The 21,823-nt window shown below is 70.6% G+C and carries 18 protein-coding genes; 13 read left to right on the forward strand and 5 right to left on the reverse strand.

Annotated elements, in window-relative coordinates:
- Nucleotides 1–35 precede the first annotated feature (35 nt).
- Together AB0395_RS40370 and AB0395_RS40375 are read right to left on the reverse strand one after the other, a co-directional pair.
- The gene (locus tag AB0395_RS40370) at nucleotides 36–446 is read right to left on the reverse strand and encodes a nuclear transport factor 2 family protein (protein WP_366291037.1); all 411 of its coding nucleotides are present in this window, start codon (nucleotides 444–446) and stop codon (nucleotides 36–38) included.
- On the reverse strand, nucleotides 443–1,603 hold the full coding sequence (locus tag AB0395_RS40375) for a Rieske 2Fe-2S domain-containing protein (RefSeq protein ID WP_366291040.1): 1,161 nt from the start codon (nucleotides 1,601–1,603) through the stop codon (nucleotides 443–445). The genes AB0395_RS40370 and AB0395_RS40375 overlap by 4 nt, the downstream gene beginning before the upstream one ends.
- A gap of 174 nt (nucleotides 1,604–1,777) precedes the next feature.
- On the opposite strand from AB0395_RS40375, the gene hsaA reads away from it, so the two are divergent.
- Complete coding sequence (gene hsaA / locus AB0395_RS40380; RefSeq protein WP_366291043.1) at nucleotides 1,778–2,944, forward strand: 3-hydroxy-9,10-secoandrosta-1,3,5(10)-triene-9,17-dione monooxygenase oxygenase subunit; 1,167 nt, start codon at nucleotides 1,778–1,780, stop codon at nucleotides 2,942–2,944.
- 97 nt (nucleotides 2,945–3,041) lie between these two features.
- Here the strand turns inward: hsaA and AB0395_RS40385 are convergent, their stop codons facing one another.
- Nucleotides 3,042–4,586: an FAD-dependent oxidoreductase gene (locus AB0395_RS40385; RefSeq protein WP_366291046.1), complete on the reverse strand. Its 1,545-nt coding sequence runs from the start codon at nucleotides 4,584–4,586 to the stop codon at nucleotides 3,042–3,044.
- A gap of 155 nt (nucleotides 4,587–4,741) precedes the next feature.
- Here AB0395_RS40385 and AB0395_RS40390 point away from each other — a divergent pair, with 155 nt between their 5' ends.
- From AB0395_RS40390 to AB0395_RS40400, 3 genes are all read left to right on the forward strand, one after another.
- A complete protein-coding gene (locus tag AB0395_RS40390; RefSeq protein ID WP_366291049.1) occupies nucleotides 4,742–5,359 on the forward strand; it encodes a TetR family transcriptional regulator in 618 nt (205 codons plus the stop codon).
- Between the two features lie 136 nt (nucleotides 5,360–5,495).
- Nucleotides 5,496–6,251: an SDR family oxidoreductase gene (locus AB0395_RS40395; protein WP_366291052.1), complete on the forward strand. Its 756-nt coding sequence runs from the start codon at nucleotides 5,496–5,498 to the stop codon at nucleotides 6,249–6,251.
- A 22-nt stretch (nucleotides 6,252–6,273) separates the two neighbouring features.
- Complete coding sequence (locus AB0395_RS40400; RefSeq protein WP_366291055.1) at nucleotides 6,274–7,047, forward strand: SDR family oxidoreductase; 774 nt, start codon at nucleotides 6,274–6,276, stop codon at nucleotides 7,045–7,047.
- Between the two features lie 180 nt (nucleotides 7,048–7,227).
- On the opposite strand, the gene AB0395_RS40405 is transcribed toward AB0395_RS40400, so the two are convergent.
- Nucleotides 7,228–8,163: a 3-oxoacyl-ACP reductase gene (locus AB0395_RS40405; protein WP_366291057.1), complete on the reverse strand. Its 936-nt coding sequence runs from the start codon at nucleotides 8,161–8,163 to the stop codon at nucleotides 7,228–7,230.
- Nucleotides 8,164–8,263: 100 nt separating this feature from the next.
- On the opposite strand from AB0395_RS40405, the gene AB0395_RS40410 reads away from it, so the two are divergent.
- The 7 genes from AB0395_RS40410 (at nucleotide 8,264) to AB0395_RS40440 (ending at nucleotide 17,388) form a co-directional block, all read left to right on the forward strand.
- Nucleotides 8,264–9,424, forward strand: a complete 1,161-nt coding sequence (locus tag AB0395_RS40410; RefSeq protein ID WP_366291060.1) for a CaiB/BaiF CoA-transferase family protein — start codon at nucleotides 8,264–8,266, stop codon at nucleotides 9,422–9,424.
- A gap of 39 nt (nucleotides 9,425–9,463) precedes the next feature.
- A complete protein-coding gene (locus tag AB0395_RS40415) occupies nucleotides 9,464–11,125 on the forward strand; it encodes an acyl-CoA synthetase (protein WP_366291062.1) in 1,662 nt (553 codons plus the stop codon).
- Between the two features lie 22 nt (nucleotides 11,126–11,147).
- Nucleotides 11,148–12,308 (forward strand): steroid 3-ketoacyl-CoA thiolase, encoded by a 1,161-nt coding sequence (locus tag AB0395_RS40420; protein WP_366291065.1) that lies wholly within the window; start codon nucleotides 11,148–11,150, stop codon nucleotides 12,306–12,308.
- A 7-nt stretch (nucleotides 12,309–12,315) separates the two neighbouring features.
- The gene (locus tag AB0395_RS40425; RefSeq protein ID WP_366291068.1) at nucleotides 12,316–14,526 is read left to right on the forward strand and encodes an acyl-CoA dehydrogenase; all 2,211 of its coding nucleotides are present in this window, start codon (nucleotides 12,316–12,318) and stop codon (nucleotides 14,524–14,526) included.
- 33 nt (nucleotides 14,527–14,559) lie between these two features.
- A complete protein-coding gene (locus tag AB0395_RS40430) occupies nucleotides 14,560–15,771 on the forward strand; it encodes a lipid-transfer protein (protein ID WP_366291071.1) in 1,212 nt (403 codons plus the stop codon).
- A 4-nt stretch (nucleotides 15,772–15,775) separates the two neighbouring features.
- On the forward strand, nucleotides 15,776–16,642 hold the full coding sequence (locus AB0395_RS40435) for a MaoC/PaaZ C-terminal domain-containing protein (protein ID WP_366291073.1): 867 nt from the start codon (nucleotides 15,776–15,778) through the stop codon (nucleotides 16,640–16,642).
- A 77-nt stretch (nucleotides 16,643–16,719) separates the two neighbouring features.
- Complete coding sequence (locus AB0395_RS40440; RefSeq protein WP_366291076.1) at nucleotides 16,720–17,388, forward strand: PaaI family thioesterase; 669 nt, start codon at nucleotides 16,720–16,722, stop codon at nucleotides 17,386–17,388.
- 185 nt (nucleotides 17,389–17,573) lie between these two features.
- Here AB0395_RS40440 and AB0395_RS40445 read toward each other — a convergent pair whose 3' ends face one another.
- Complete coding sequence (locus tag AB0395_RS40445) at nucleotides 17,574–19,208, reverse strand: class I adenylate-forming enzyme family protein (RefSeq protein WP_366291078.1); 1,635 nt, start codon at nucleotides 19,206–19,208, stop codon at nucleotides 17,574–17,576.
- Nucleotides 19,209–19,504: 296 nt separating this feature from the next.
- Here AB0395_RS40445 and AB0395_RS40450 point away from each other — a divergent pair, with 296 nt between their 5' ends.
- On the forward strand, nucleotides 19,505–20,266 hold the full coding sequence (locus AB0395_RS40450; protein ID WP_366291080.1) for an SDR family oxidoreductase: 762 nt from the start codon (nucleotides 19,505–19,507) through the stop codon (nucleotides 20,264–20,266).
- Between the two features lie 93 nt (nucleotides 20,267–20,359).
- On the forward strand, nucleotides 20,360–21,790 hold the full coding sequence (locus AB0395_RS40455; RefSeq protein WP_366291083.1) for an ABC transporter substrate-binding protein: 1,431 nt from the start codon (nucleotides 20,360–20,362) through the stop codon (nucleotides 21,788–21,790).
- The last annotated feature ends 33 nt before the right edge of the window (nucleotides 21,791–21,823 follow it).

The following is a 21,823-nucleotide window of genomic DNA, read 5'->3' on the forward strand; positions in this document are numbered from 1 at the left end:
TCGTCGGGATCGGGAACCGCTCGTGCCTCACGGCGTCACCCCGGCTGCAGCACGCCGAAGTCACCGAGCTGAATGGTCATGGTGAAAGTGCGCGAGGAGATCCTCCAGACGCCGTCGGCGCGCACCCAGCGGTCGTCGTACTCCCCGATGCACTCGAAGAAGCCGTCCTCACGCTCGCCCGCGCCCCGGTGGTAGACCCGGGCGTAGGTGAGGGACCGGGCGCGGTCGCCGTTCACCTCGACGCGGTGGTTGCCCAGCAGGTGCTGCGACGGTCCGCACCCGCCGAGATGTTCCCGGACGGTGGCGATGATCGCCTCGGTACCCTGCCTGCGGTACGCGGTCGCGTCGGGGGTGAAGACGTCGCCGATCTGCGCCCAGTCCCGCTGGTCGAGCGCCTCGGCGAGCCGGTTGAGCTGTTCGATGATCTGGTGGCGGTCGTCCGTCACGAGGCGCCGCCTGCGGGCACACCGCCTGCGCGGGCGAGGTTCTCCTCGACCTCCCGCTTCCACGCCTCGACGGGACGGGTGGTGTCCAGCTCGTACTCGAAGCGCTCGACCATCTCCGGCTTGACGTCGGCGACGTCGACGTAGAACTGCTCGTACCAGCGGCGCAGTTGGTAGACCGGGCCGTCCTCCTCGCACAGCAGTGGGTTGTCGATGCGGGTCTTGTTCTTCCAGATCGCCACGTCCTGCTCGAAGCCCCTGGCGATGAAGCCCGCCATCGTCTCCGCGACCTCGTCGGCGGCCTCACCCTGCAGCTTGTCGCTGCGCTGCACGATCACGCCGTACTGCAGCACGAAGGAGTTCTCGTCGATCGGGTAGTGGCAGTTGATCAGGACGGAGTCGATGTCCATCACGTCGTAGTGGTAGGTCAGGTCGTCGATCATGAACGACGGGCCGTGGTAGGACGCGGCCGAGGTGTTGCCGAGCATCTTCGGCTCGCCGTCCTTGGCGGGCGGGCGCACGTCCTCGCGGCCCATGCCCTTCTGGTACTGGGTGGCCACATGGCCCTCGAAGACGTTCTTGAAGAACGTCGGGAAGGAGAAGTGGACGTAGAAGAAGTGCGCCATGTCGACCACGTTGTCCACCACCTCGCGGCAGTTCGCGTTGACCGTGATCTCGCTCCAGACCCAATCGGTCCAGTCGTCGCGGGTCGCGCCCTCGATGCGGGGGATCGTGACGTCGGCGGGCGGCGGATTGCCCTCGGGGTCGTTCCAGACGAACAGCATGCCGTCCTGGTCCAGGGTGGTCCACGCGGCGGTGCGGGCACGCAGGGGAACCCGGCGGGAGTACGGGATCTGCTTGCAGCGGCCGTCGCCGCCCCAGCGCCAGTCGTGGAACGGGCAGGCGATCTCGTTGCCCTTGACCGTTCCCTGGGACAGGTCGCCGCCCATGTGCCTGCAGTACGCGTCGAGCACGTTCAGCGTGCCGTCGCCGCTCTGGAAGACCACGAGCTTCTGGCCGAACGCCGTGATGGAGTGGGGTTTGCCGTCCTTGAACCGGCTGGACAGGCCAAGACAGTGCCAGCCTCGTGCGAAACGCGTGGGGGCGGCTTCGGCCTCGATGCCACGGACTCCGTCATGCTCGGATTCGACTGCCGTCACGTTGACGCCATCCCTTCGGAACGTGGGTTCTCTCGACCTGAAAGGTAGGTCGGCGAGGTCCGCGGCCGAACCGGAAGTCCCAGTGGTCGGGATGTTCGGGACGGGTTCCCGCCGGTGCGGCGCACCATCGTGGTCTGCACCTGTAGGACGAGCGCGACACGGAGAACGCAAACCATGAGCAACGAGGTGTTGGAGTCGGTTCGCGGGCTGCTGCCGAACATCGCCGAACGGGCCCGGTCGACCGACGAGAACCGGCGCGTCCCCGTGGAGACGATCCAGGAGCTCACGGAGGCGGGCGTCTTCAGGATGCTGCAGCCCAAGAGGTACGGCGGCGCGGAGAGCGATCCGGTCGCCTTCTTCGAGGTCGTCAGGGAGATTTCCGGAGTCTGCGGCTCGACCGGCTGGGTGACCGGCGTGCTCGGCGTGCACCCGTGGCAGCTCGGCCTGTTCCCCGAGATCGCGCAGGACGAGGTCTGGCGGGAGAATCCGGACACACTGGTCTCCTCCTCCTACGCTCCGGTCGGGCGGCTGACCCCGGTCGAGGGCGGCTACGAGCTGTCGGGCCGGTGGAGCTTCTCCTCCGGCTGTGAGCACGCCGCATGGGTCCTGATCGGCGGCCTGGTCGTGGGCGCGGAGGGCAGGCCGGTCGACTTCATGACCGTGCTCGTGCCCAGGGCGGACTACGAGATTGAGGACGTCTGGGACGTGATCGGGCTGCGCGGCACCGCGAGCAACGACATCGTCGTCGAGCGGGCCTTCGTCCCCGGCTACCGGACGATGCGCAACTACGAGCAGGCCCAGCTTCGCGGTCCGGGGCAGAAGGTCAACACCGGGCCGCTGCACCGCATGCCGTTCGCGACGATCTTCACCTCCGCGATCACCGCGCCGGTGATCGGCACGGTCGCGGGCTGCTACCGCTCCTACATCGCCGCGATGCGTGACAGGGTACGGCTCAGCCTGGGCGGCGGCAGGTTCGCCGAGGACCAGTTCGCCCAGGTCGCGGTCGCCAGGGCCGCCTCGGAGATCGACGCCGCGATCCTGCAGACCGACCGCAACGTGCGCGAGGTCTACGAGCACGCGGTCAAGGGCGAGGAGATCCCGATGGAGCTGAGGCTGCGCACCCGCAGGGACCAGGTCCGCGGCACCGAGCGGGCGATCGAGGCGATCGACATCCTCTTCAAGATCGCCGGAGGGAACTCGCTGAGGCGCGGCAACCCCATCGAGCGCGCCTGGCGCGACGCCCACGCGGGCAGCGTGCACGTGGCCAACGACGTCGAACGCGCCCTGGCGATGTACGGCAGGGGCGAGTTCGGCCTGACCGTCGAGGACAACCTCATCTGATCCCCCCGTGCCTCGCGGACTTCGCGGGCACGGCCCTGGCTGCGCAGACGCGCGGAAGCCAGGCCCCGCGAGACCGGGCGGGGCCTGGCGGCGGAGGTCAGCGGGCGGCGGCCATGTCCAGCACCGCCCGGTAGGAGAAGACCATCGCCGAGCCGATCGGGATGCCAGGGCCCGGATAGTGGTGGCCCGCGAACGACGCGCTGGTGTTGCCCGCGGCGTACAGGCCGGGGATCGGCCGATCCTCCCCGTCCAGCACCCGCCCGTCGACGTCGGTCCGCAGGCCACCCTTGGTGCCAAGGTCGCTCAGGACCACGCGCGCGGCGTAGTACGGCGGCCGGTCGACCGGGACCAGGCACGGGTTCGGGCCGTGGGAACGGTCGGCGAAGAACAGGTCGTAGGGGTCCTCGCCCCGGTGGAAGTCCTCGTCGACGCCGCCGGCCGCGAAGCCGTTGAACCGCTCCAGCGTCGCGGTCAGGTTCTCGCGCGGCAGGCCGAGCCGCTCCGCGAGCTCGCCGACGGTCTCGGCCCGCACCCAGGTGCCCGCCTCCAGGTGCTCCTGCGGCGGGCATCCCGGCAGCGAGATCGCCGGGAGGTCGCCGCCGAAGCGTGAGTCGAAGACGAGGTAGGCGGGGACGCGGCCCGCCGCGGCGGCCATCTGTCTGCCCATCCTGTCGTAGGGGAGGGACTCGTTGGCGAACCTCGCGCCGGAGGCGTCGACCATGAGACCGCCGCGGAAGCCCAGGGTGAAGGCGGCGGCGCCGTCCGGCTGCTCGACGCCGGGACACCACCACGCCTGGTCCATCAGGTCGGTCGCCGCGCCGATCTCGACGGCGGCCAGGATCGGCTCCCCGGCGTTCGTACCACGCGGGGCCATCGTCCAGGCGGCGGCGCCGGGCACGCCGTGCTCCTCGCGCATCGCGCCGTTTCCCTCGAAGCCGCCCGCGGCCATCAGCACGCCGAGGAGCGCGCGGATCCGCACCCGGCCCGCGTCCGTCTCCGCCTCAACCCCGGTCACCCGCCCGTCCTCGACGATGAGACGGGTCATGCGGGTGCCGGTGCGGACGACACCGTTTCCGGTGCCCGCCAGCGCGAGCAGCAACCGCCCGATCAACGCCCGTCCCGCGGACAGCGGGCCCGCCGGGTGGGACTGTCCCGCGCGGTCGCGGTCGACCGAGGGACGCACCAGGCGCGCCAGATCGCCGAGCCGGTCCGCGGGAAGGTCGAGGGGCACGAAGGAGCGCCCCGCGTCCATCCGTCCCGGGGCGTCGAAGTAGTCGGGGAAGGCCCGCCATTCGAACTCGATCGCGGGGTTCCGCTCGAGGAACTCGACGACCTTGGGGGCGGTCTCCAGGAAGGCCTCCCGCCGCCGCGCCGTACCCTCGCCCAGCAGCGCCCTGAGATAGACGCGCGCCGACTCGGTCGAGTCGCCGATCCCCGCCCGCGCCCGCGCCTGCACCTGGCTGCCGGGCAGCCAGGCGGCGGAGCCGGAGTAGGCGGACGTGCCGCCCAGCAGCGGCGTTCTCTCGAGTACGGCGGTGCGCAGGCCCGCTGAGGCCGCGGCCAGTGCCCCGGTCATGGCTCCGGCCCCGGAGCCCACGACCACCACGTCGTACTCGTCGTCCCACAGCGCGGCGCCCGCCATGCCCAGCCCTCCCGTGAAGTCGCGAGGTCCCAGGCAATCGCAGCCCACGTCGTGACGACTGTTCCGTCCCACTCACCGGTATCCGTAATTCACTTCCCACCGTCCACCCCTGTGTATTGTTTTGTCGACATCGAACCCACTCTCCAGGGGAGACCGTGCCGAGAATCGCCGAGGCCCGACCACCGGCCGAGCCGAGCTCGCCCGATCAGCGAGCCAGGCATGTGCGCATCCTCAGGGCGGCGGCGCACATCGCGGCGGAGAAGGGGCTCGAACGCGTCCAGATGCACGAGGTGGCCAAGGCGGCGGGCGTCGCGATCGGCACGCTGTACCGCTACTTTCCCTCCAAAACCCACCTGTTCACCGCGGTCCTGGCCGAGCAGATCGACCGCTTCAACGAGAACACTCCGCGTCCCAAACCCGGCACGAGCCCCGAGGACGCGGTCTACGAGGTGCTGATCAGCGCCAGCAGGCAGCTGCTGCGCAGGCCTGCCCTGGCGATCGCGATGATGCAGTCGTCGAGCTCGGCGAACGCCGCCACGATCACCGACGCCGGCAAGATCGACGGTGCTTTCCGCGAGATCATCCTCAGGACCCTCGGGATCGACAGCCCGACCATCCAGGACATCACCCTGATCCGGCTCCTGGTGCAGTGCTGGTACGGCGGGCTCCAGGCCAGCCTCAACGGCAGGCTCTCCATGCCGGACGCCGAGGCCGACATGCGGCTCGCCTGCAAGCTCCTGCTGGCCTCGCGCTCGAACGCCACCGGGGAATGATCCTCTCCTTCTCCCGCTGACCGGGACCGTACCCTTCGCTTCGCGGTACACGCGGATACCGTCGCGTCACCCCGGTGCCCGCGTGCCCAAGGCATGACCCGAGGGGCCCGGAGAGGACGCGGAGGACCTGAGAAACATGGCACTGAACCGCTTTGACGGGGTGAGCGTCCTGCTCACGGGGGCGGGTTCCGGCATCGGGCGCGCCACCGCGCTCAGGCTCGTCTCCGAGGGCGCGGCGGTCTTCGCCGTCGACCTGGCGGAGGACGGCCTGGCGGGGACGGCCGGATCGGCGACGGGACCCGGCCGGATCGCCACACATGTCGCGGACGTCACGCAGGAGCGGTCCGTCATCGAGGCGGTGCGGGCCGCGGCCGCCGAACTCGGCGGGATCGACGTGCTGGTCAACGTCGCGGGCATTCACAAGGCGACCCCGATCGACTCGCTGACGGTCGAGGACCTGCACCGGCTCTTCTCCGTCAACCTCGTCGGTACCGCGCTGTTCTGCAGGGAGACGTTGCGCCACCTGCCGGACGGGACCGGAGTGATCGTGAACGTCGCCTCGTCGGCCGCCACGCACGGCAACCCGTACATGACGGCGTACTCGGCCTCGAAGGGCGCCGTACTGGGGTTCTCACTGAGCCTGGCCGCCGAGGTCGTCGGGCGCGGGATCCGGGTCGTGCCCGTCTCCCCGGGAACCGTCGAGACCCCGCTGACGAACAACCCCGAGGTGCTTCCCCGGCACCTCGACCTCTCCTACTACGGGCGGATCCGCTCGCCGCTCGGCAAGGCGAGCCCCGAGCAGATCGCCGGGGTGATCGCGTTCGCCGCCTCCCGCGACGGTGGGTATCTCACCGGAGCGGAGATCCGGGCCGACGGCGGATCCCACACCTGACATGACTACCAGGAGTAACGACATGACACGTCGCATCGCGGTGAGCGGAACGGCCTCGGGTATAGGACAGGCTCTCGCGCGCCTGCTACGGGAGCAGGGGGACGAGGTGATCGGAGTCGACCTCAGGGACGCCGAGGTGAACGCCGACCTCGCCACCCCCGAGGGACGCGAGCGGGCGGTCGCCTCCGTGCTGGACCTGTCCGGCGGCGTGCTGGACGGGGTCGTCGCCTGCGCGGGCGTCTCGGGCCCGACCCCGCTGACGGTCCAGGTGAACTTCTTCGGGGTGACCGCCCTGCTGGAGGGGTTGCGTCCCGCGCTCGCCGCCGCCGAACGGCCGCGCGCCGCCGTGGTCGGCTCCATCGCCGGCATACAGCCCGCGGACGCGGGAGTGGTCGCCGCCTGCCTCGACGACGACGAGCGGGCCGCGCTCGCCCTGGCTGACGAGGCCGTCGAGCGGGGGGAGGGGCGGAAACTCTACCCGTCGTCGAAGTCCGCGCTGGCCCGCTGGCTGCGCCGCGAGTCCATCACGCCGGAGTGGGCGGGTAACGGCATCCCGATCAACGCGATCGCGCCCGGGATCGTGCTCACGCCGATGTCCGCGCCCTTGTTCGAGGACAAGGCGATGCGCGAGGTCATGGACAAGGCGGTCCCCATGCCCCTGAACGGGTACGCGACCGCCGAGGTGATCGCGGAGGCGCTGCGCTGGCTGGTCGCCCCGGCCAACTCCCATATGACCGGCCAGGTCATCTACCTCGACGGCGGCGCCGAGACCGTCCTGCGCGGCTCCGTTTACTAGCGCCGCCTTCGGCGGCGCGGGCTTGGGCGTCCCAGCGGGATGAGGGTGGGGCGGGTCCCCGTCCGGACACCGGTGTGGCCACGTCAGACAGTTCATTTCCTGGTGGACTGTCGTAATACGAAAGACAAGAGAGGCCGTCCTGCTGGACGGCCTCTCTTGTGGGGTCTCACCGGTGGCGGGTCACTTGGACGCCGCGGCGTTCTCGACTCCCGTGGTGTCGAGCTGGGCCACGCTGTAGGCGGCGTAGTTCTGGTACGGGCTGCGTCCGTTGAAGTACGGCGTGAGCTGGGCGTCGAACTCCTCGACGGAGAAGACGTCGTTCGCGGCGGTGAACTTCCGCTCGACGGTCGGGGCCGCCATGAGCGCGACCATGTCGCCGTAGACGATGAACACCTGGCCGTTGATCTCGTCAGAGGCGGGGGAGGCCAGGTAGCTGACGAACGTCCCCACGCGCTCGGGGGCCAGGATGTCCAGGCCGCCCTCGGCCGCGTCGCCGCCGCCGAACACGTGCGCCGTCATGCCGGTGCGGGCCCTGGGGCAGATCGCGTTCGCGCGCACGCCGTACCTCGACAGGCCCTGGGCGGTCGACAGGGTCAGCGCCGTGATGCCCGCCTTGGCGGCGGAGTAGTTGGGCTGGCCCGCGGAGCCGAACAGGAACGCCTCAGAGGAGGTGTTGATGACACGGCCGTAGACGGGACCGCCCGCCGCCTTGCTCGCCTCGCGCCAGTGGACGGCCGCCGCACGCGACACCGCGGCGTGCCCCTTGAGGTGGACGTGGATGACGGTGTCCCAGTCGGACTCGGTCAGGTTGAACAGCATCTTGTCGCGCAGCACGCCCGCGTTGTTCACCAGGATGTCCAGGCCGCCGAACGTCTCGACCGCGGCTTGGACGAGACGGTCGCCCATGTCCCACTCGCCGACGTCGCCGGTGACCGCGACCGCCTGGCCGCCGAGCTCCTTGATCTCGGCGACGACATCGTCCGCGGCCTGGCCCATGTCGTTGACGACGACGTTCGCGCCACGTGCGGCGAGTGCCAGCGCCTCACTGCGGCCCAGCCCGCCGCCCGCGCCGGTGACGACAGCCGTCCGGCCTTCCAGACCGATGTTCGAACCCATGTTCCGCTCCCGTTGTGCGCGCAGGTCGATAGAGGTGAAAAACTAGTATGTATTCTAGTTTTACCCAAGAGGGTTGTCCCGCTGAGTGGGGGTAGGAGAAATGGGTCCGCTGACAGGTTTCACCGTCGTCGAGATGGCGGGCGTCGGCCCCGGCCCCTTCGCCGGGATGATGCTCGCCGACCTGGGGGCCGACGTGATCCGCGTCGACAGGCCGGGCAGGGGGGCGTCCGTCGTCCCCTCCGGCGGCGCCGTGGCGCGCAACGCGGCCGACGTGACGTCCAGGGGGCGCAGGTCCGTCGGGGTCGATCTGAAGTCGCCGGACGGCGTCGAGCTGGTGCTCAAGCTCGTCGAGCGGGCCGACGCGCTGATCGAGGGCTACCGTCCCGGCGTGATGGAGCGGCTCGGGCTCGGCCCGGACGAGTGCCTGGCCAGGAACGGCCGCCTGGTCTACGGGCGGATGACCGGCTGGGGGCAGGAGGGGCCGCTGGCGGGCAGTGCCGGGCACGACATCAACTACATCTCGCTGTCCGGCGCGCTGTCGGCGATCGGGCGCGCCGGACAGGCCCCGGTGCCGCCGTTGAACCTGGTCGGCGACTACGGCGGCGGCGCCATGCTGCTGGCGTACGGCGTGCTCGCCGGCCTGCTCTCCGCGGGGCGCGACGGCGTGGGCCAGGTCGTCGACGCGGCCATGGTCGACGGCTCGGCATTGCTGATGGCGCCCTTCTACGGGGCCCACGCGATGGGGCAGTGGGCCGAGCGCGGCACGAACCTGCTCGACACCGGCGCTCCCTTCTACGACGTGTACGCGACCTCGGACGGCGGCCACGTGTCCGTCGGCCCGATCGAGCCGCAGTTCTTCGGACTTCTCATCGAGCTCCTCGGCGTCGCCGACCTCGATCCCCGGGGGCAGTACGACCCCGCGACCTGGCCCGCGCTGCGGGAACGGCTCGCGAAGGCGTTCGCGGAGAACACGCGGGACCACTGGGAGGAGGTCTTCGGGGGCACGGACGCGTGCGTCGCCCCCGTGCTCTCCCTGGCCGAGGCGCCCGCCCATCCGCACAACGTCGCCCGTGCGACGTTCGTGTCACGAGACGGCGTCGTGCAGCCCGCTCCCGCGCCGCGTTTCTCGCGTACGCCCGCCGAGATCCGTTCCTCGCCCCCCGCGGTCGGCGAGCACACCCGCGAGGTGCTGGCCTGGCTCGGCCTCGACGAGGCGGAGACGCTCAGGCTCGCGGAGGCCGGGATCACTCAGCGGGACTAGGGCATTGTGTAAAAAAAGAATTAATTCTAGCCTCTCGCCATGACGCTGAACCTGGCAACTCTGTACGAGGCCGTGGCCGCGGCCGTCCCGGACCGGCTGGCCCTCGTCTGCGGTGACCGTCGGCTGACTTTCTCAGAGCTCGACAGGCGTGCGGGCGCTCTGGCGAGCCGTCTCAAGGCGTCCGGAATCGAGCCGGGCGAGCACGTTGGCGTGCACATGCTCAACGGCGTCGAGTTCGTCGAGACGCTCCTCGCGTGCCTGAAGATCCGGGCGGTGCCGATCAACATCAACTACCGCTACACCGATCGCGAGCTGCTCTACCTGTACAACGACGCCGACCTGGTCGCCCTGGTCGTCGCCGAGGAGTTCACCCCCGCCGTCGCCAGGGTCGCCGACGGATGCCCCGCATTGCGCCACGTCATCGTCCTGGAGGAGACGCCCTCCTCCGTTCACCAGCCCAACGAATCGGCTGACGAGGACACCCCTGCAGCCTGGAAGGGGTACACCTCGGGCACGTCGGTGACCTGGACGGACTACGGCTCGGCCATGCCGACGGACGGGACCGTTTCTGGATCGGACGCAAAGGAGCAGCGCACCGCCGACGACCACTACGTGCTCTACACCGGGGGCACGACCGGCATGCCGAAGGGCGTGGTCTGGCGGCACGAGGACTTCTACTTCGCGGCCCTGTCCGGGGGAAACCCCTTCGGCGGCGAGCCGCACCGGACCCCGGAGACGCTGGCCGCGGCCGCGGGCACGCCGTTGACCTACCTGATCACCGCCCCGCTCATGCACGGCGCGGCGAGCTACACCCTGCTCACCGGCCTGTTCGGCGGGGCGACGATGATCCTGATGCGCCGTTTCGACCCGGTGGAAGCGTTGCGCCTGATCGAGCGGGAGTCCGTCGTTCTCGCCACCGTCGTCGGCGACGCGATCGCCCGCCCCCTTCTCGACGCCGTCAAGGCGCACGGTTCCGAGTACGACCTGAGCTCATGGAGGGTGCTGGGCTCCGGTGGCGCGCTCCTGTCGCGCAGCGTGCGGGAGGAGGCCGTCGCGCTGCTGCCGGGCATTCTCGTCAACGACGGGTTCGGTGCCTCGGAGTCCGGCGTCGACGGCAAGCTCAGGGTCGGTGAGGACGGGCTCATGCGTCTCGCCCCCACCCCGAAGGTCGTCGTCGTCGACGAACGGCTGCGGCCGCTCGCCCCCGGTTCGCCCGAGACCGGGTTCATCGCCAGGACCGGACACGTCCCGCTCGGCTACTACAAGGACCCGGACAAGACGGCCAAGACGTTCCCCGTCATCGACGGGGTTCGCTGGGCCGTGCTCGGGGACGTCGCCAGGGTCGAGGCGGACGGTACGACCGTGTTGCTGGGACGCGGCTCGGGCTGCATCAACACCGGCGGCGAGAAGGTCTTCCCCGAAGAGGTCGAACAGGCGCTCAAGTCACACCCCGCGGTGATGGACGCGCTCGTCGCGGGCGTTGCCGACCAGCGGTTCGGCGAGCGGGTCGGCGCGGTGGTCGAGGTGCGCGCGGGCGTCGCCGCGCCCGACGCGGAGGAGCTCAGGGCGCACTGCCGCACGCAGATCGCCGGATACAAGGTTCCGGCCCTGCTCACCGTCGTGCAGGCCATCGTGCGCTCGCCCAGCGGCAAGGCGGACTACCGCTGGGCCAAGCGTGTGCTGTCCGGCGAGACCAACTAACCCAAGGACACGAGGAGAGATCATGGCCGAGGCCGTCATCGTCGAAGCTGTGCGTACACCGGTCGGCAGGCGCAGGGGCGTGCTGTCCGGGCTGCATCCCGCCGAGCTGCTCGGCACGGCCCACAGGGGCCTGCTCGACCGGGCGGGAGTCGACCCGCGGGACGTCGGGCAGGTGATCGGCGGCTGCGTCACCCAGGCGGGGGAGCAGTCGAACAACGTCACCCGGCAGGCATGGCTGCACAGCGGCCTGCCGTACACCACGGCGTGCACGACGATCGACTGCGCCTGCGGGTCCTCCCAGCAGGCGGTGCACCTGGTCGCGGGCCTGATCGCCTCCGGCGCGATCGACGCCGGGATCGGCTGCGGCGTCGAGTCGATGAGCCGGGTCTTCCTGGGCCAGGCGCTCACTCCCGAGACCGGCAGCCCCTTCCCCGACAGCTGGTCGCTCGACATGCCCGACCAGTTCACCGCCGCAGAGCGGATCGCGGCCAAGCGCGGCATCACCCGCGCGGACGCCGACGCCCTCGGCCTCACCTCGCAGCGGCGCGCCGCCCAGGCCTGGGCGGAGGGCCGTTTCGACGGTCAGGTCCTTCCGGTCGAGGCGCCCGTGATCGGCCCGGAGGGGCCGACGGGGGAGACCATGACCGTCACCCGCGACCAGGGACTGCGTGAGACGACCGCGGAGGGCCTGGCGAAGCTGAACCCGGTGCTGCCCGACGGCATCCACACCGCGGGCAACGCCTCGCAGATCAGCGATGGTGCGGCGGCCGTACTGCTGATGAGTGCCGAGCGGGCCCGGCAGCTCGGGCTCCGTCCCCGCGCGCGCATCGTCGCCTCCGGCATGGTCGGCTCCGACCCCTACTACCACCTTGACGGCCCGGTCCAGGCTACCGAGCACGTGCTCCGTACGGCGGGCATGACGCTGTCCGACATCGACCTCGTGGAGATCAACGAGGCCTTCGCCTCCGTTGTGCTGTCCTGGGCGCAGGTGCACAAGGCCGACATGGACAAGGTCAACGTCAACGGAGGGGCGATCGCCCTCGGCCACGCGGTCGGCTCGACCGGTGCCCGCCTGATCACCCAGGCCCTGTACGAGCTTGAGCGGACCGGCGGCTCGACCGCCCTGGTCACCATGTGCGCGGGCGGTGCCCACTCGACGGCCACCATCATCGAACGGATCTGAGACGACAATGACCATCGGACTGACCCAGGAGCACCGCGACCTGCGCGACTCCGTACGCACCTTCGTCACCCGCCACGTGACCCCGGAGGTGGTCCGCAAGGCCGTTGACGCCAAGCGGGAGGAACTGCCGTCCTACTGGCCCGCCCTCGCCGAGCAGGGACTGCTCGGCCTGCACCTGCCGGAGGAGTCGGGCGGCGCGGGCTACGGGCTCCTCGAGCTGGCCGTCGTCGTCGAGGAGCTCGGCCGTGCCATGGCGCCGGGGCCGTTCCTGCCCACGGTGCTCGCGAGCGCCGTCCTGCGCCGCGCGGGACACGAACCGCTGCTGGCGGAGCTCGCCGAGGGAACCATGATCGGAGCGGTCGGGCTGAGGCCGGGTGGCCTCGGCCTCACGCGCGCCCAGAGCGGTGAGATCAGCGTCTCCGGCGTCTCCGAGCCGATCCTCGGCGGTCATGTCGCCGACGTGCTCGTCCTGCCCGTCAAGGACGGCGTCGCCACGACCTGGGTCGTGTTGCCCCGCGCCTTGGTCGAGACGGCCGACCTGCCCAGCCACGACCTGACCCGCAGGCTGTCGCGGGTCAGCGTGGACGGTGTCGCCGTCGCCCCCGGTGACGTGCTCACCGGCCTCGACGAGCACGGCGTGCTCGACCTGGCCGCGGCCCTGTTCGCCGCGGAGGCGTCCGGCCTGGCCGACTGGGCCACCACGACCGCCGCGGACTACGCCAGGGTGCGTGAGCAGTTCGGCCGCCCGATCGGCCAGTTCCAGGGCGTCAAGCACCGCTGCGCGCGCATGCTCGCCCGCGCCGAGCAGGCCAGGGTCTGCGCCTGGGACGCCGCCCGCGCCGGCGACGCCGGTGCCGTCGAGGATCCCCGGGAGGCGTCGCTGGCCGCGGCCGTCGCGGGGGCGACCAGCGTCGAGGCGGCCTTCAGCACCGCCAAGGACTGCATCCAGACCCTCGGCGGCATCGGGTTCACCTGGGAGCACGACGCGAGCCTCTACCTGCGCCGCGCCCAGACCCTGCGCATCCTGTTGGGTTCGACCGCCTCGTGGCGGCGCAGGGTCGCCCACCTCACCCTGGGCGGCGCCCGCCGCAAGCTCGGCGTCGAGCTGCCCGCCGAGGCGGAGCGGATCCGCGCCGAGGTCCGCGCCGAGCTTGAGCCCGCGGGGAACCTGGAGGGCAAGGAGCGACTGACCTACCTCGCCGAGCACGGCTACACCGCCCCGCACCTGCCCGTGCCGTGGGGCAAGGGCGCCGACGCGGTCTCGCAGCTGGTGATCGCCGAGGAGATGCGTACCGCGGGACTCCGCGCCGCCGACATGATCATCGGTGGCTGGGTCGTGCCGACCCTGATCGCCCACGGGAACCCCGAGCAGCACGAGAGGTTCCTGCCCGCGACGCTGCGCGGCGACATCGTGTGGTGCCAGCTGTTCAGCGAGCCGGGCGCGGGCTCGGACCTGGCGGGCCTCAGCACCCGCGCGGAGAAGGTCGACGGCGGCTGGAAGATCACCGGGCAGAAGGTCTGGACCTCCATGGCCCGAGAGGCGCACTGGGGCATCCTGCTGGCCCGCACCGACGTCTCCGCCCCCAAGCACAAGGGCCTGTCCTATTTCCTGCTTGACATGTCCAGCCCGGGCATCGACATCAGGCCGCTGCGCGAGCTGACCGGCGAGGCGCTGTTCAACGAGGTCTTCCTCGACGAGGTGTTCGTCCCCGACGAAATGCTGGTCGCCGCCCCCGGCGACGGCTGGAAGCTCGCCCGCACCACGCTCGCGAACGAGCGGGTCTCGCTCTCCCACGACTCCTCGCTCGGCAGCGGTGGCGAGGCGCTGCTCGACCTCGTCGCGGCCGCTCCGGGGGAGGCCGACGACGAGCGGCTGACCACGCTCGGCGGCATCCTGTGCGACGCGCAGTCCGGCGGCCTGTTCGGCCTGCGCACCACGATCCGCTCGCTGTCCGGCCGGCAGCCGGGCGCCGAGTCCAGCATCGGCAAGCTGATCGGTGTCGAGCACATCCAGCAGGTCTGGGAGACCGCGATGGACTGGGCGGGCGCGGAGTCCCTGTCCGGCGAGGGCGGCGACGGCCGTACCGCCACCTGGATGTTCCTCAACTCCCGGTGCATGTCGATCGCGGGAGGCACGACCGACGTGCAGCTCAACATCATCGGCGAGCGCCTGCTCGGCCTGCCCCGTGACCCCGAGCCCGTCCCGGCCAGGGCCTGACACCTCATGACCCGTCATAGGAAAGGAGGACCCGTGGGCGACAGGACGTTCGTCATCGGCGTCGGCATGACCAGGTTCGAGAAGATCGAGACCCGTGACTGGGAGTACCCGGACATGGTCGTCGAGGCCGTCGGCAACGCGCTGGCCGACGCCGGGATCGAGTACTCCGCCGTGCAGCGCGCCGCGGTCGGCTACGTGTTCGCCCCCTCGGCGGCGGGCCAGCGGGCCCTGTACGACGTCGGGCTCACCGGCATCCCGATCGTCAACGTCAACAACAACTGCGCCACCGGCTCGACGGCGCTGATGATGGCCAGGGAGTGGGTCCGGTCAGGTGTCGTCGACGTGGCCCTCGCGGTCGGCTTCGAGAAGATGACCAAGGAGGCGCTGTCCCCGGGAGCGGGCGGGATGCCCAAGGTGACCCCGCTCGACCGGCACATCGGGGTGCTGGCCGCCAACCGGGGCTGGGCGAACTCCCCGATGACCGCGCAGTTCTTCGGCAACGCGGCGCGCGAGCACATGGAGCGGTACGGCACGACCGCCGAGCAGATCGCGGCCGTCGCGGTGAAGAACCACAGGCACTCGATGAACAACCCCTACGCGCAGTTCCAGGACGAGTACACCCTCGAGCGGGTGCTGAGCGACAAGCCGATCCACGAGCCGCTCACCCGGTCGCAGTGCTCGCCGACCTCGGACGGCGCGGGCGCGGCCGTCGTCGTCAGCGAGCGGTTCGTCCGCGAGCACGGCCTGCAGGACAGGGCGGTCGAGATCCTGGCGCAGGCGCTCGTCACCGACACGGGCCAGGCGTTCGACGCCGGATCCGACATCGACGTGGTCGGCGTGCCGATGACCCGCGCCGCGGGGGTCCAGGTGTTCGCCGAGGCGGGCCTCACCGTCGAGGACGTCGACGTGATCGAGCTGCACGACTGCTTCTCGATCAACGAGATCCTCACCTACGAGGGGCTCGGCATGTGCGCGGAGGGCGACGGTGGCAAGCTCGTCGAGTCGGGTGCCACGACCTACGGCGGACGCTGGGTCGTCAATCCCTCCGGCGGCCTGATCTCCAAGGGGCACCCGCTGGGCGCGACCGGCCTGGCCCAGTGCGCCGAGCTGACCTGGCAGTTGCGCGGAGAGGCGGGCGCGCGCCAGGTCGACGGCGCCAGGGTCGGCCTGCAGCACAACCTCGGGCTCGGCGGCGCCTGCGTGGTGACCCTGTACGGCGCGGGCACCCTGAACGAGGAGGGCTGAGAGAATGCCGATCGATCTCAACAAGGCGCTCGGGGCCGAACCGTCGGTCACCGAGATCTCGTGGACCAGGCGGGACGTGCTGCTGTACCACCTGAGCCTGGGCGCGGGAACCGGCGCCGACCCCGAGCTGTCCTACACCTACGAGCGCGGGCTGCGGGTGCTGCCGACCTTCGCCATGGTCGCGGGCCAGGGGCTCTCCGCCGGTGACGGCGCCCCCATGGCGATGGTCATGCCCGGCATCGACATCGACCTGCGCAGAATCCTGCACGCGGGCCAGGGCCTCACCGTGCACCGGCCGCTGCCCGCCTCCGGCGCCGCGACCGTCACCTCACGGGTGGCGGACGTCTGGGACAAGGGCAAGGCCGCGATGATCGTGATGGAGCAGTCGGCGGCGGACGCGGACGGCGATCCGCTGTGGACCGCGACCATGCGGATCTGGGCGCGCGGCGAGGGCGGTTTCGGCGGCGAGCCCGGCCCCGAGGACTCCTGGTCAGTCCCGGAGCGGGAGCCTGACGTCGTGCTCGACTCCCCGACCCTGCCCAGGCAGGCACTGCTGTACCGGCTCAACGGCGACCTCAACCCGCTGCACGCCGACCCGGAGTTCGCGAGGACGGCCGGTTTCGACCGGCCCATCCTGCACGGCCTCGCGTCGTACGGCATCGTCGCGAAGGCGGTCGTGGACGGTGTCCTCGGTGGCGACGTGTCGAGGCTGACCGGTCTGTCGGTCCGGTTCGCCGGTTCGCTGCTGCCGGGCCAGACCATCAGGACCACGGTGTGGCGTGAGGGCGATCTGCTGACGCTGCGCTCGACCTGCCCGGAACAGGACGACGCTCCCGTGCTCACCCACGCGACGGCCACGGTCGCGCCGTGACCGGGGGCCAGGACACCGGCGGGGAGAGCGGCGAAGCGATCGCCGACCCGGCCGGTGGTGATGAGGAGACTGGAAACATGAGCACGCACAAGCCAGAACAATCCAGCCAGACCGGGCAGGAAGGGCAGGCGGGACGGCCCGCGGCGCTGACCGCGACCGCGAACAACGAGGGCGTGGACGCGGCGGTCGCCGCGGCCCGCAGGGTGATCGCGTCGCTGCTGCACGCGGGCGACGGCTCCTCCGCCGAGATGGCCAGGGTCGCCGAGCAGCTCAACGCCGTCGCCGACCACCTCGACAAGCACGCTCCCGCCGTCGAGGAGCGGATGGTCGACATGTGGCGGGGCGAGGGGGTGACCAGGCACGATCCGGTCACCGGCCCGGAGAACGCGATCGCGCCGCCGCTTCCGCTGACCGGCGGGCAGGACGGTTCCATCGAGGGGGTCGTCGTGCTGGGCATGCCGTACCAGGGGCCGCCAGGATACGTGCACGGCGGCATCTCCGCGCTGCTGCTCGACCACACGCTCGGCGTCGCCAACCACTGGGCCGGCGTTTCGGGGATGACGGCGGAGCTGACGCTCCGCTACCACCGGCCGACCCCGCTGTTCGAGCCGCTGACCGTGACGGGGCGGCAGGTCTCCGTCGACGGGCGCAAGATCCGCACAACGGGAACGATCTCGGCGGGCGGGAAGGTGTGCGTCAGCGCGGAGGGCCTGTTCATCGCCAAGCATCTGCAGCGTCCCCGCTGACCCCGGCACGTCCCGGGCTCGCGCACGCGGGCCCGGGAAAGCTTGCCCGCCGGTGACGGCCCGGCGGCCCACACGGAAAAAACCCCGCCCTCGGGCGGGGTTCTCGCTTTTCCCGGCCGTAACGGCTTTCCCCCGTCTCCCCGCCCGGCCGGACGAGGCCGCACGAGGGAGACGAGGAAGAGGGGTCAGTCGCCGGAGGTTTCGCCGATGGACAGCTCGACGTCGCGGCGGATCACCTTGCCGGTCGCGTTCCTGGGCAGGCTCTTCTCGGTGATCCGCCACCGGGAGGGGACCTTGAAGTAGGCCAGCTCCCGCTTGGCGTACTCTCTCAGTTCCTCCTCGCCGACGGGGTGTTCACCGCCGGTGACGACCACCGCCATGACCTCCTGGCCCAGGTCGGGATGCGGCACGCCGATCACGATGCACTCCCGCACACCGGGGTGCTCCGCCAGGACGTTCTCGATCTCGGCGGGGTAGACGTTCTCTCCTCCGCGCAGGATCAGGTCGGAGCGCCTGCTGGTCAGGCGTACCCGCCCCTGCTCGACCGTGCCGATGTCACCGGTGTGCAGCCACCGGTCCGCGTCGATCGCCCGCGTGGTCGCCTCGGGGTCCTGCCAGTAGCCCAGCATGTTGAAGGGGCTGCGGACGCAGATCTCGCCCTCCTCGCCCTCGGGGAGCGCGTTGCCCTCGAAGTCGCGGATCTCCAGCCGCACGGTCGTGATGGGACGGCCGAGCGTCCCCGGTGACTCGGCCAGGTCCTGCGGCGTCGCCGCGGCTATCGCGGTCGACGACTCGGTCAGCCCGTAGCTGTCGACCAGGGCCTGCTCGGCGATCGGCAGCGCCTTGCGCAGCCGTTCCTTGAACGCGGGGGAGGAGGGCGCGGACGCCAGCGAGAAGGCGCGCAGCGAGGACAGGTCGTACTTCGACAGGTCACCGTGCTCGACCAGCCGGTGCGCCATGGTCGGCACCGCGCCCCAGTTGGTCACCCGCTCCTTCTCGATCAGCCGCAGCACCCTGTCGACGTCGAAGGAGCCCTGGTGCATGATGACCGCGCTGCCGTTCGCCAGGCGAGGCACGGCCAGGTTGTGCAGGCCCGCGATGTGGAACAGCGGCATGGCCAGCAGATAGCGCCTGCTCGCCGGGTCGGTCGGGTCGCCGAACTCGCGGGCCACGGCGTCGTTCATCCGGTGGTACTCGACGACCGACGTCAGGTTCCGGTGCGAGTGCACCGCCCCCTTGGGGCGTCCCGACGTTCCGCTGGTGTAGAGGATGACCGCCGGATCGTCCTCGGCGGCCTCGGAAACGGGCAGGACGGCGCCGGGGTGTCGGCGGGCCAGCCGCGGGACGTCCTCCTCGATGGTCAGCACGGCCGGGAGGTTCTGTCCGATCTGCCTGATCAACGCGGTCCGCTTGGCGTCCGCGACGACGACCTTCGGGGTCGTATGTCCCAGGGCGTACTCGATCTCACGGCGTGACCACCACGCGTTGTAGCCGACGGCGATCGCGTCGAGGGCGATCGCCGCCCAGAAGGTGATGATCCAGGCGGGGGAGTTCGCGGCGTCGATGGCGACCCGGTCGCCTCTGCCGACGCCGTACTCCTCGCGGAGCGCCTTGGCCAGCGAGGCGACCTGGGCCGCGTGGTCGGCGAAGCTCAGCCGCTCCTGCGCGGTCACGATGTAGTCGCCGTCGCCGAACCCGGCCGACGCGGCGAGCACCTCGCCGAGGTTCCGCGGACGGTTCTTGAAGACCTGCATCCGCGAGCCGAGGACCTCCTCCTCGGCCAGTTCGAACTCACCGCCGGGGCCGGTCAGGCGAGTCATGATCTCCGTTGCTGCGATTCTCGGATCTGTGGATGTGGCCATCGGTTCTCTTTCGTCCCACCACGCTCGTCCCGTCGCGCGACGAGGGCGTCGTCACACGACGTGCGTCTGCCTGACCGCCCATTCTGGTCATCGTATGTGGCACTGAGCAGGGCTTCCCACTGACCGGGACCACGGCGTCACGGAGGTCGTCCGCACCGGGGGCACTTGTTCCCGGTGAGCGGGACTTCCTGTTTGGAGTGGGCCGGGTCACACCACTATTGCCGTCAATCGAGCCACGGCGAAACGGGAGAGTGATGGGAAGCCTCGATGGGAAAGTCGCGATCGTCACCGGTGCGGGCCAGGGAGTCGGCCAGGGCATCGCCCTCGCGCTCGCCTCGGAGGGCGCGTCGGTCGCGGTCCTCGGCCGGACCATGGCGAAGCTGGAGGCGACGTGCGATCTGCTCCGTGAGCGCGGGGCCGACGCCGAGCCCTTCCTGTGCGAGGTGAGCGAGACCGAGTCCGTCCCGGCCGTCGTGGCCGAGGTGGTCTCCCGCTTCGGCGGAGTCGACATCCTGGTCAACAACGCCTACGCGGGCACGTACGGCCTGCTGCTGTCGATGAGCGACGCCGACTTCCAGAAGGGCTTCCTGAGTGGCCCCTTCGCCGCCTTCGCCTTCATGAAGGCCTGCCACCCGCATATGAAGCGGCGCGGCGGTGGCAACATCGTCAACCTCGTCAGCTCGGCCATGGTCCGCTGGGATCCGGAGACCTTCGGCGCTTACGCCGCGGCCAAGCAGGCCCTGCGGTCGCTGACCAGGACGGCGGCCGCCGAATGGGGCGCCGACGGCATCCGCGCCAACTCCATCGCCCCGCACGCCCTGTCACCCGGGCTGAAGCGGTGGATGGAGGCCAACCCGGCCGAGGCCGAGGAGTTCTGCAGGAGGATCCCGCTCGGCTACGTGGGCGACTGCGAGCAGGACATCGGGCAGGCCGTGGTCGCGCTCGTCGGCCCCGGCATGCGCTACCTCACCGGCGCGACCCTGCCGCTCGACGGCGGCCAGGCCTTCTTCGGGTGACCCGGCCTGAGCCCGCGTGACGTCAGGCCGAGGTCGGCCCCACCCCCCAAGACCCTGCCGCCACCTGGCGGTCAGTGAAAGGAGAACGACCGGATGACAGGCAACAGGATTGCCCGCTTGGCGGCGGGTACTGTCGTCCTCGCGATGCTCGCCACCGCCTGTGCGAGCGAGCGCGGAGGATCGGTCGACGTGTCGGCCGGTACGAACGGCACGACCGCGCCGGCGTCCGGTGACTCGTCGGCGTCCGGCGGTCAGGAGACGTTCGGCGACCTGAAGTCGCCGTGCGGCAAGGGCGACGCCAAGGGCGCGACCGACCAGGGCGTCACCGACACCCAGATCACCATCGGCTTCGGCGACGACCGTGGCTTCCCCGCGGCGCCCGGCCTGTCCAAGGAGATGGGCGACGCCGTCAACGCCATGATCGGCTGGTGTAACAAGCAGGGTGGCATCAACGGCCGCCAGATCAAGGGCAACCAGTACGACGCGGCCTACATGCAGTCGGCGACCGTCATGCAGAAGGCCTGCAAGCAGGACTTCATGCTCGTCGGCCAGGGCTTCGCCATGGACGAGGCGGCCGAGCAGTTCCGGGTCGGCTGCAAGCTGCCCACGGTCGCGGGCTTCACCGTCGGGCCGAACGCCGCGATGGGCCCGATGAAGTACGAGGCCGTCCCCTACCCGGTCGACTACTACAACAGCTCCGCCCTGCGCCAGGCCGCCAAGCTGTTCCCCGAGTTCGGCAAGAAGGTCGACCTCATCGTCTCGACCTCGCCCGCGGTCAAGACGGGAAGCAGCAAGATCGCCGCCGCGATGAAGAAGATCGGCATCACGCCGACGAACTGCGGCGTGATGCTCAACAACGACGGCGACGCGAGCTACGTCCCGTTCGCCGAGAAGTTCAAGTCGTGCGGCGTCGAGGCGCTGTGGACCTCCAAGACACCGGACCCCGCGGGCTTCAGCCTGCTTGAGGCGCTCGACCGGGTGGGCGCGCACCCGACACTGGTGTTCGAGGCGACCTGGTACAGCACGGCCGTCTCCAAGTGGAACACCCAGGGCGTGGGAGACAAGATCCACATTGGAACGATCTTCCAGCCGTTCGAGAACGCCGACAAGGTGCCCGCGGTCAAGAAGTACCTCGACCTGATCAACGCCTCGCACGGCAAGGTCGCGCTGCTCGGCATGCAGGCCACCTCGGCCTTCCTGCTGTGGGCGCAGTCGGCCCAGGCCTGCGGCTCAGATCTGACCAGGCAGTGCGTGATCAACAAGCTCTCCCAGGTGCACGAGTGGACCGGCGGCGGCCTGCACGCCCCGACCGACCCGGGCGCCAACATGCCCTCGTCCTGCTCGCTCATGCTGAAGCTGACGGGCACGACGTTCGCGCAGTTCGACCCCCAGACCATCGGCGAGTACGACTGCAACAAGGACAACATCCTCAAGACGGACCCGGCCACCTGGGGCACCAAGCTCAACGAGGACCGGATCGCCACCACCTTCCTGACCCCCGACGTGATCAAGCCGAAGGTCTGACCCTCGGCGGGGGCGCCGCCCGCGGGCCTGTCC

This window comes from Streptosporangium sp. NPDC051023, from assembly GCF_040689595.1.
In the GTDB taxonomy this organism is placed as follows: Bacteria; Actinomycetota; Actinomycetes; order Streptosporangiales; family Streptosporangiaceae; genus Streptosporangium.

Excerpts from the sequence above, each read along its gene's own strand:
- hsaA (WP_366291043.1), top strand. The coding sequence starts at position 1,778 with ATGAGCAACGAGGTGTTGGAGTCGGTTCGCGGGCTGCTGCCGAACATC.
- AB0395_RS40385 (WP_366291046.1), bottom strand. The coding sequence starts at position 4,586 with ATGGCGGGCGCCGCGCTGTGGGACGACGAGTACGACGTGGTGGTCGTG.
- AB0395_RS40395 (WP_366291052.1), top strand. The coding sequence starts at position 5,496 with ATGGCACTGAACCGCTTTGACGGGGTGAGCGTCCTGCTCACGGGGGCG.
- AB0395_RS40400 (WP_366291055.1), top strand. The coding sequence starts at position 6,274 with ATGACACGTCGCATCGCGGTGAGCGGAACGGCCTCGGGTATAGGACAG.
- AB0395_RS40405 (WP_366291057.1), bottom strand. The coding sequence starts at position 8,163 with ATGGGTTCGAACATCGGTCTGGAAGGCCGGACGGCTGTCGTCACCGGC.
- AB0395_RS40410 (WP_366291060.1), top strand. The coding sequence starts at position 8,264 with ATGGGTCCGCTGACAGGTTTCACCGTCGTCGAGATGGCGGGCGTCGGC.
- AB0395_RS40415 (WP_366291062.1), top strand. The coding sequence starts at position 9,464 with ATGACGCTGAACCTGGCAACTCTGTACGAGGCCGTGGCCGCGGCCGTC.
- AB0395_RS40420 (WP_366291065.1), top strand. The coding sequence starts at position 11,148 with ATGGCCGAGGCCGTCATCGTCGAAGCTGTGCGTACACCGGTCGGCAGG.
- AB0395_RS40425 (WP_366291068.1), top strand. The coding sequence starts at position 12,316 with ATGACCATCGGACTGACCCAGGAGCACCGCGACCTGCGCGACTCCGTA.
- AB0395_RS40435 (WP_366291073.1), top strand. The coding sequence starts at position 15,776 with ATGCCGATCGATCTCAACAAGGCGCTCGGGGCCGAACCGTCGGTCACC.
- AB0395_RS40440 (WP_366291076.1), top strand. The coding sequence starts at position 16,720 with ATGAGCACGCACAAGCCAGAACAATCCAGCCAGACCGGGCAGGAAGGG.
- AB0395_RS40445 (WP_366291078.1), bottom strand. The coding sequence starts at position 19,208 with ATGACTCGCCTGACCGGCCCCGGCGGTGAGTTCGAACTGGCCGAGGAG.
- AB0395_RS40450 (WP_366291080.1), top strand. The coding sequence starts at position 19,505 with ATGGGAAGCCTCGATGGGAAAGTCGCGATCGTCACCGGTGCGGGCCAG.
- AB0395_RS40455 (WP_366291083.1), top strand. The coding sequence starts at position 20,360 with ATGACAGGCAACAGGATTGCCCGCTTGGCGGCGGGTACTGTCGTCCTC.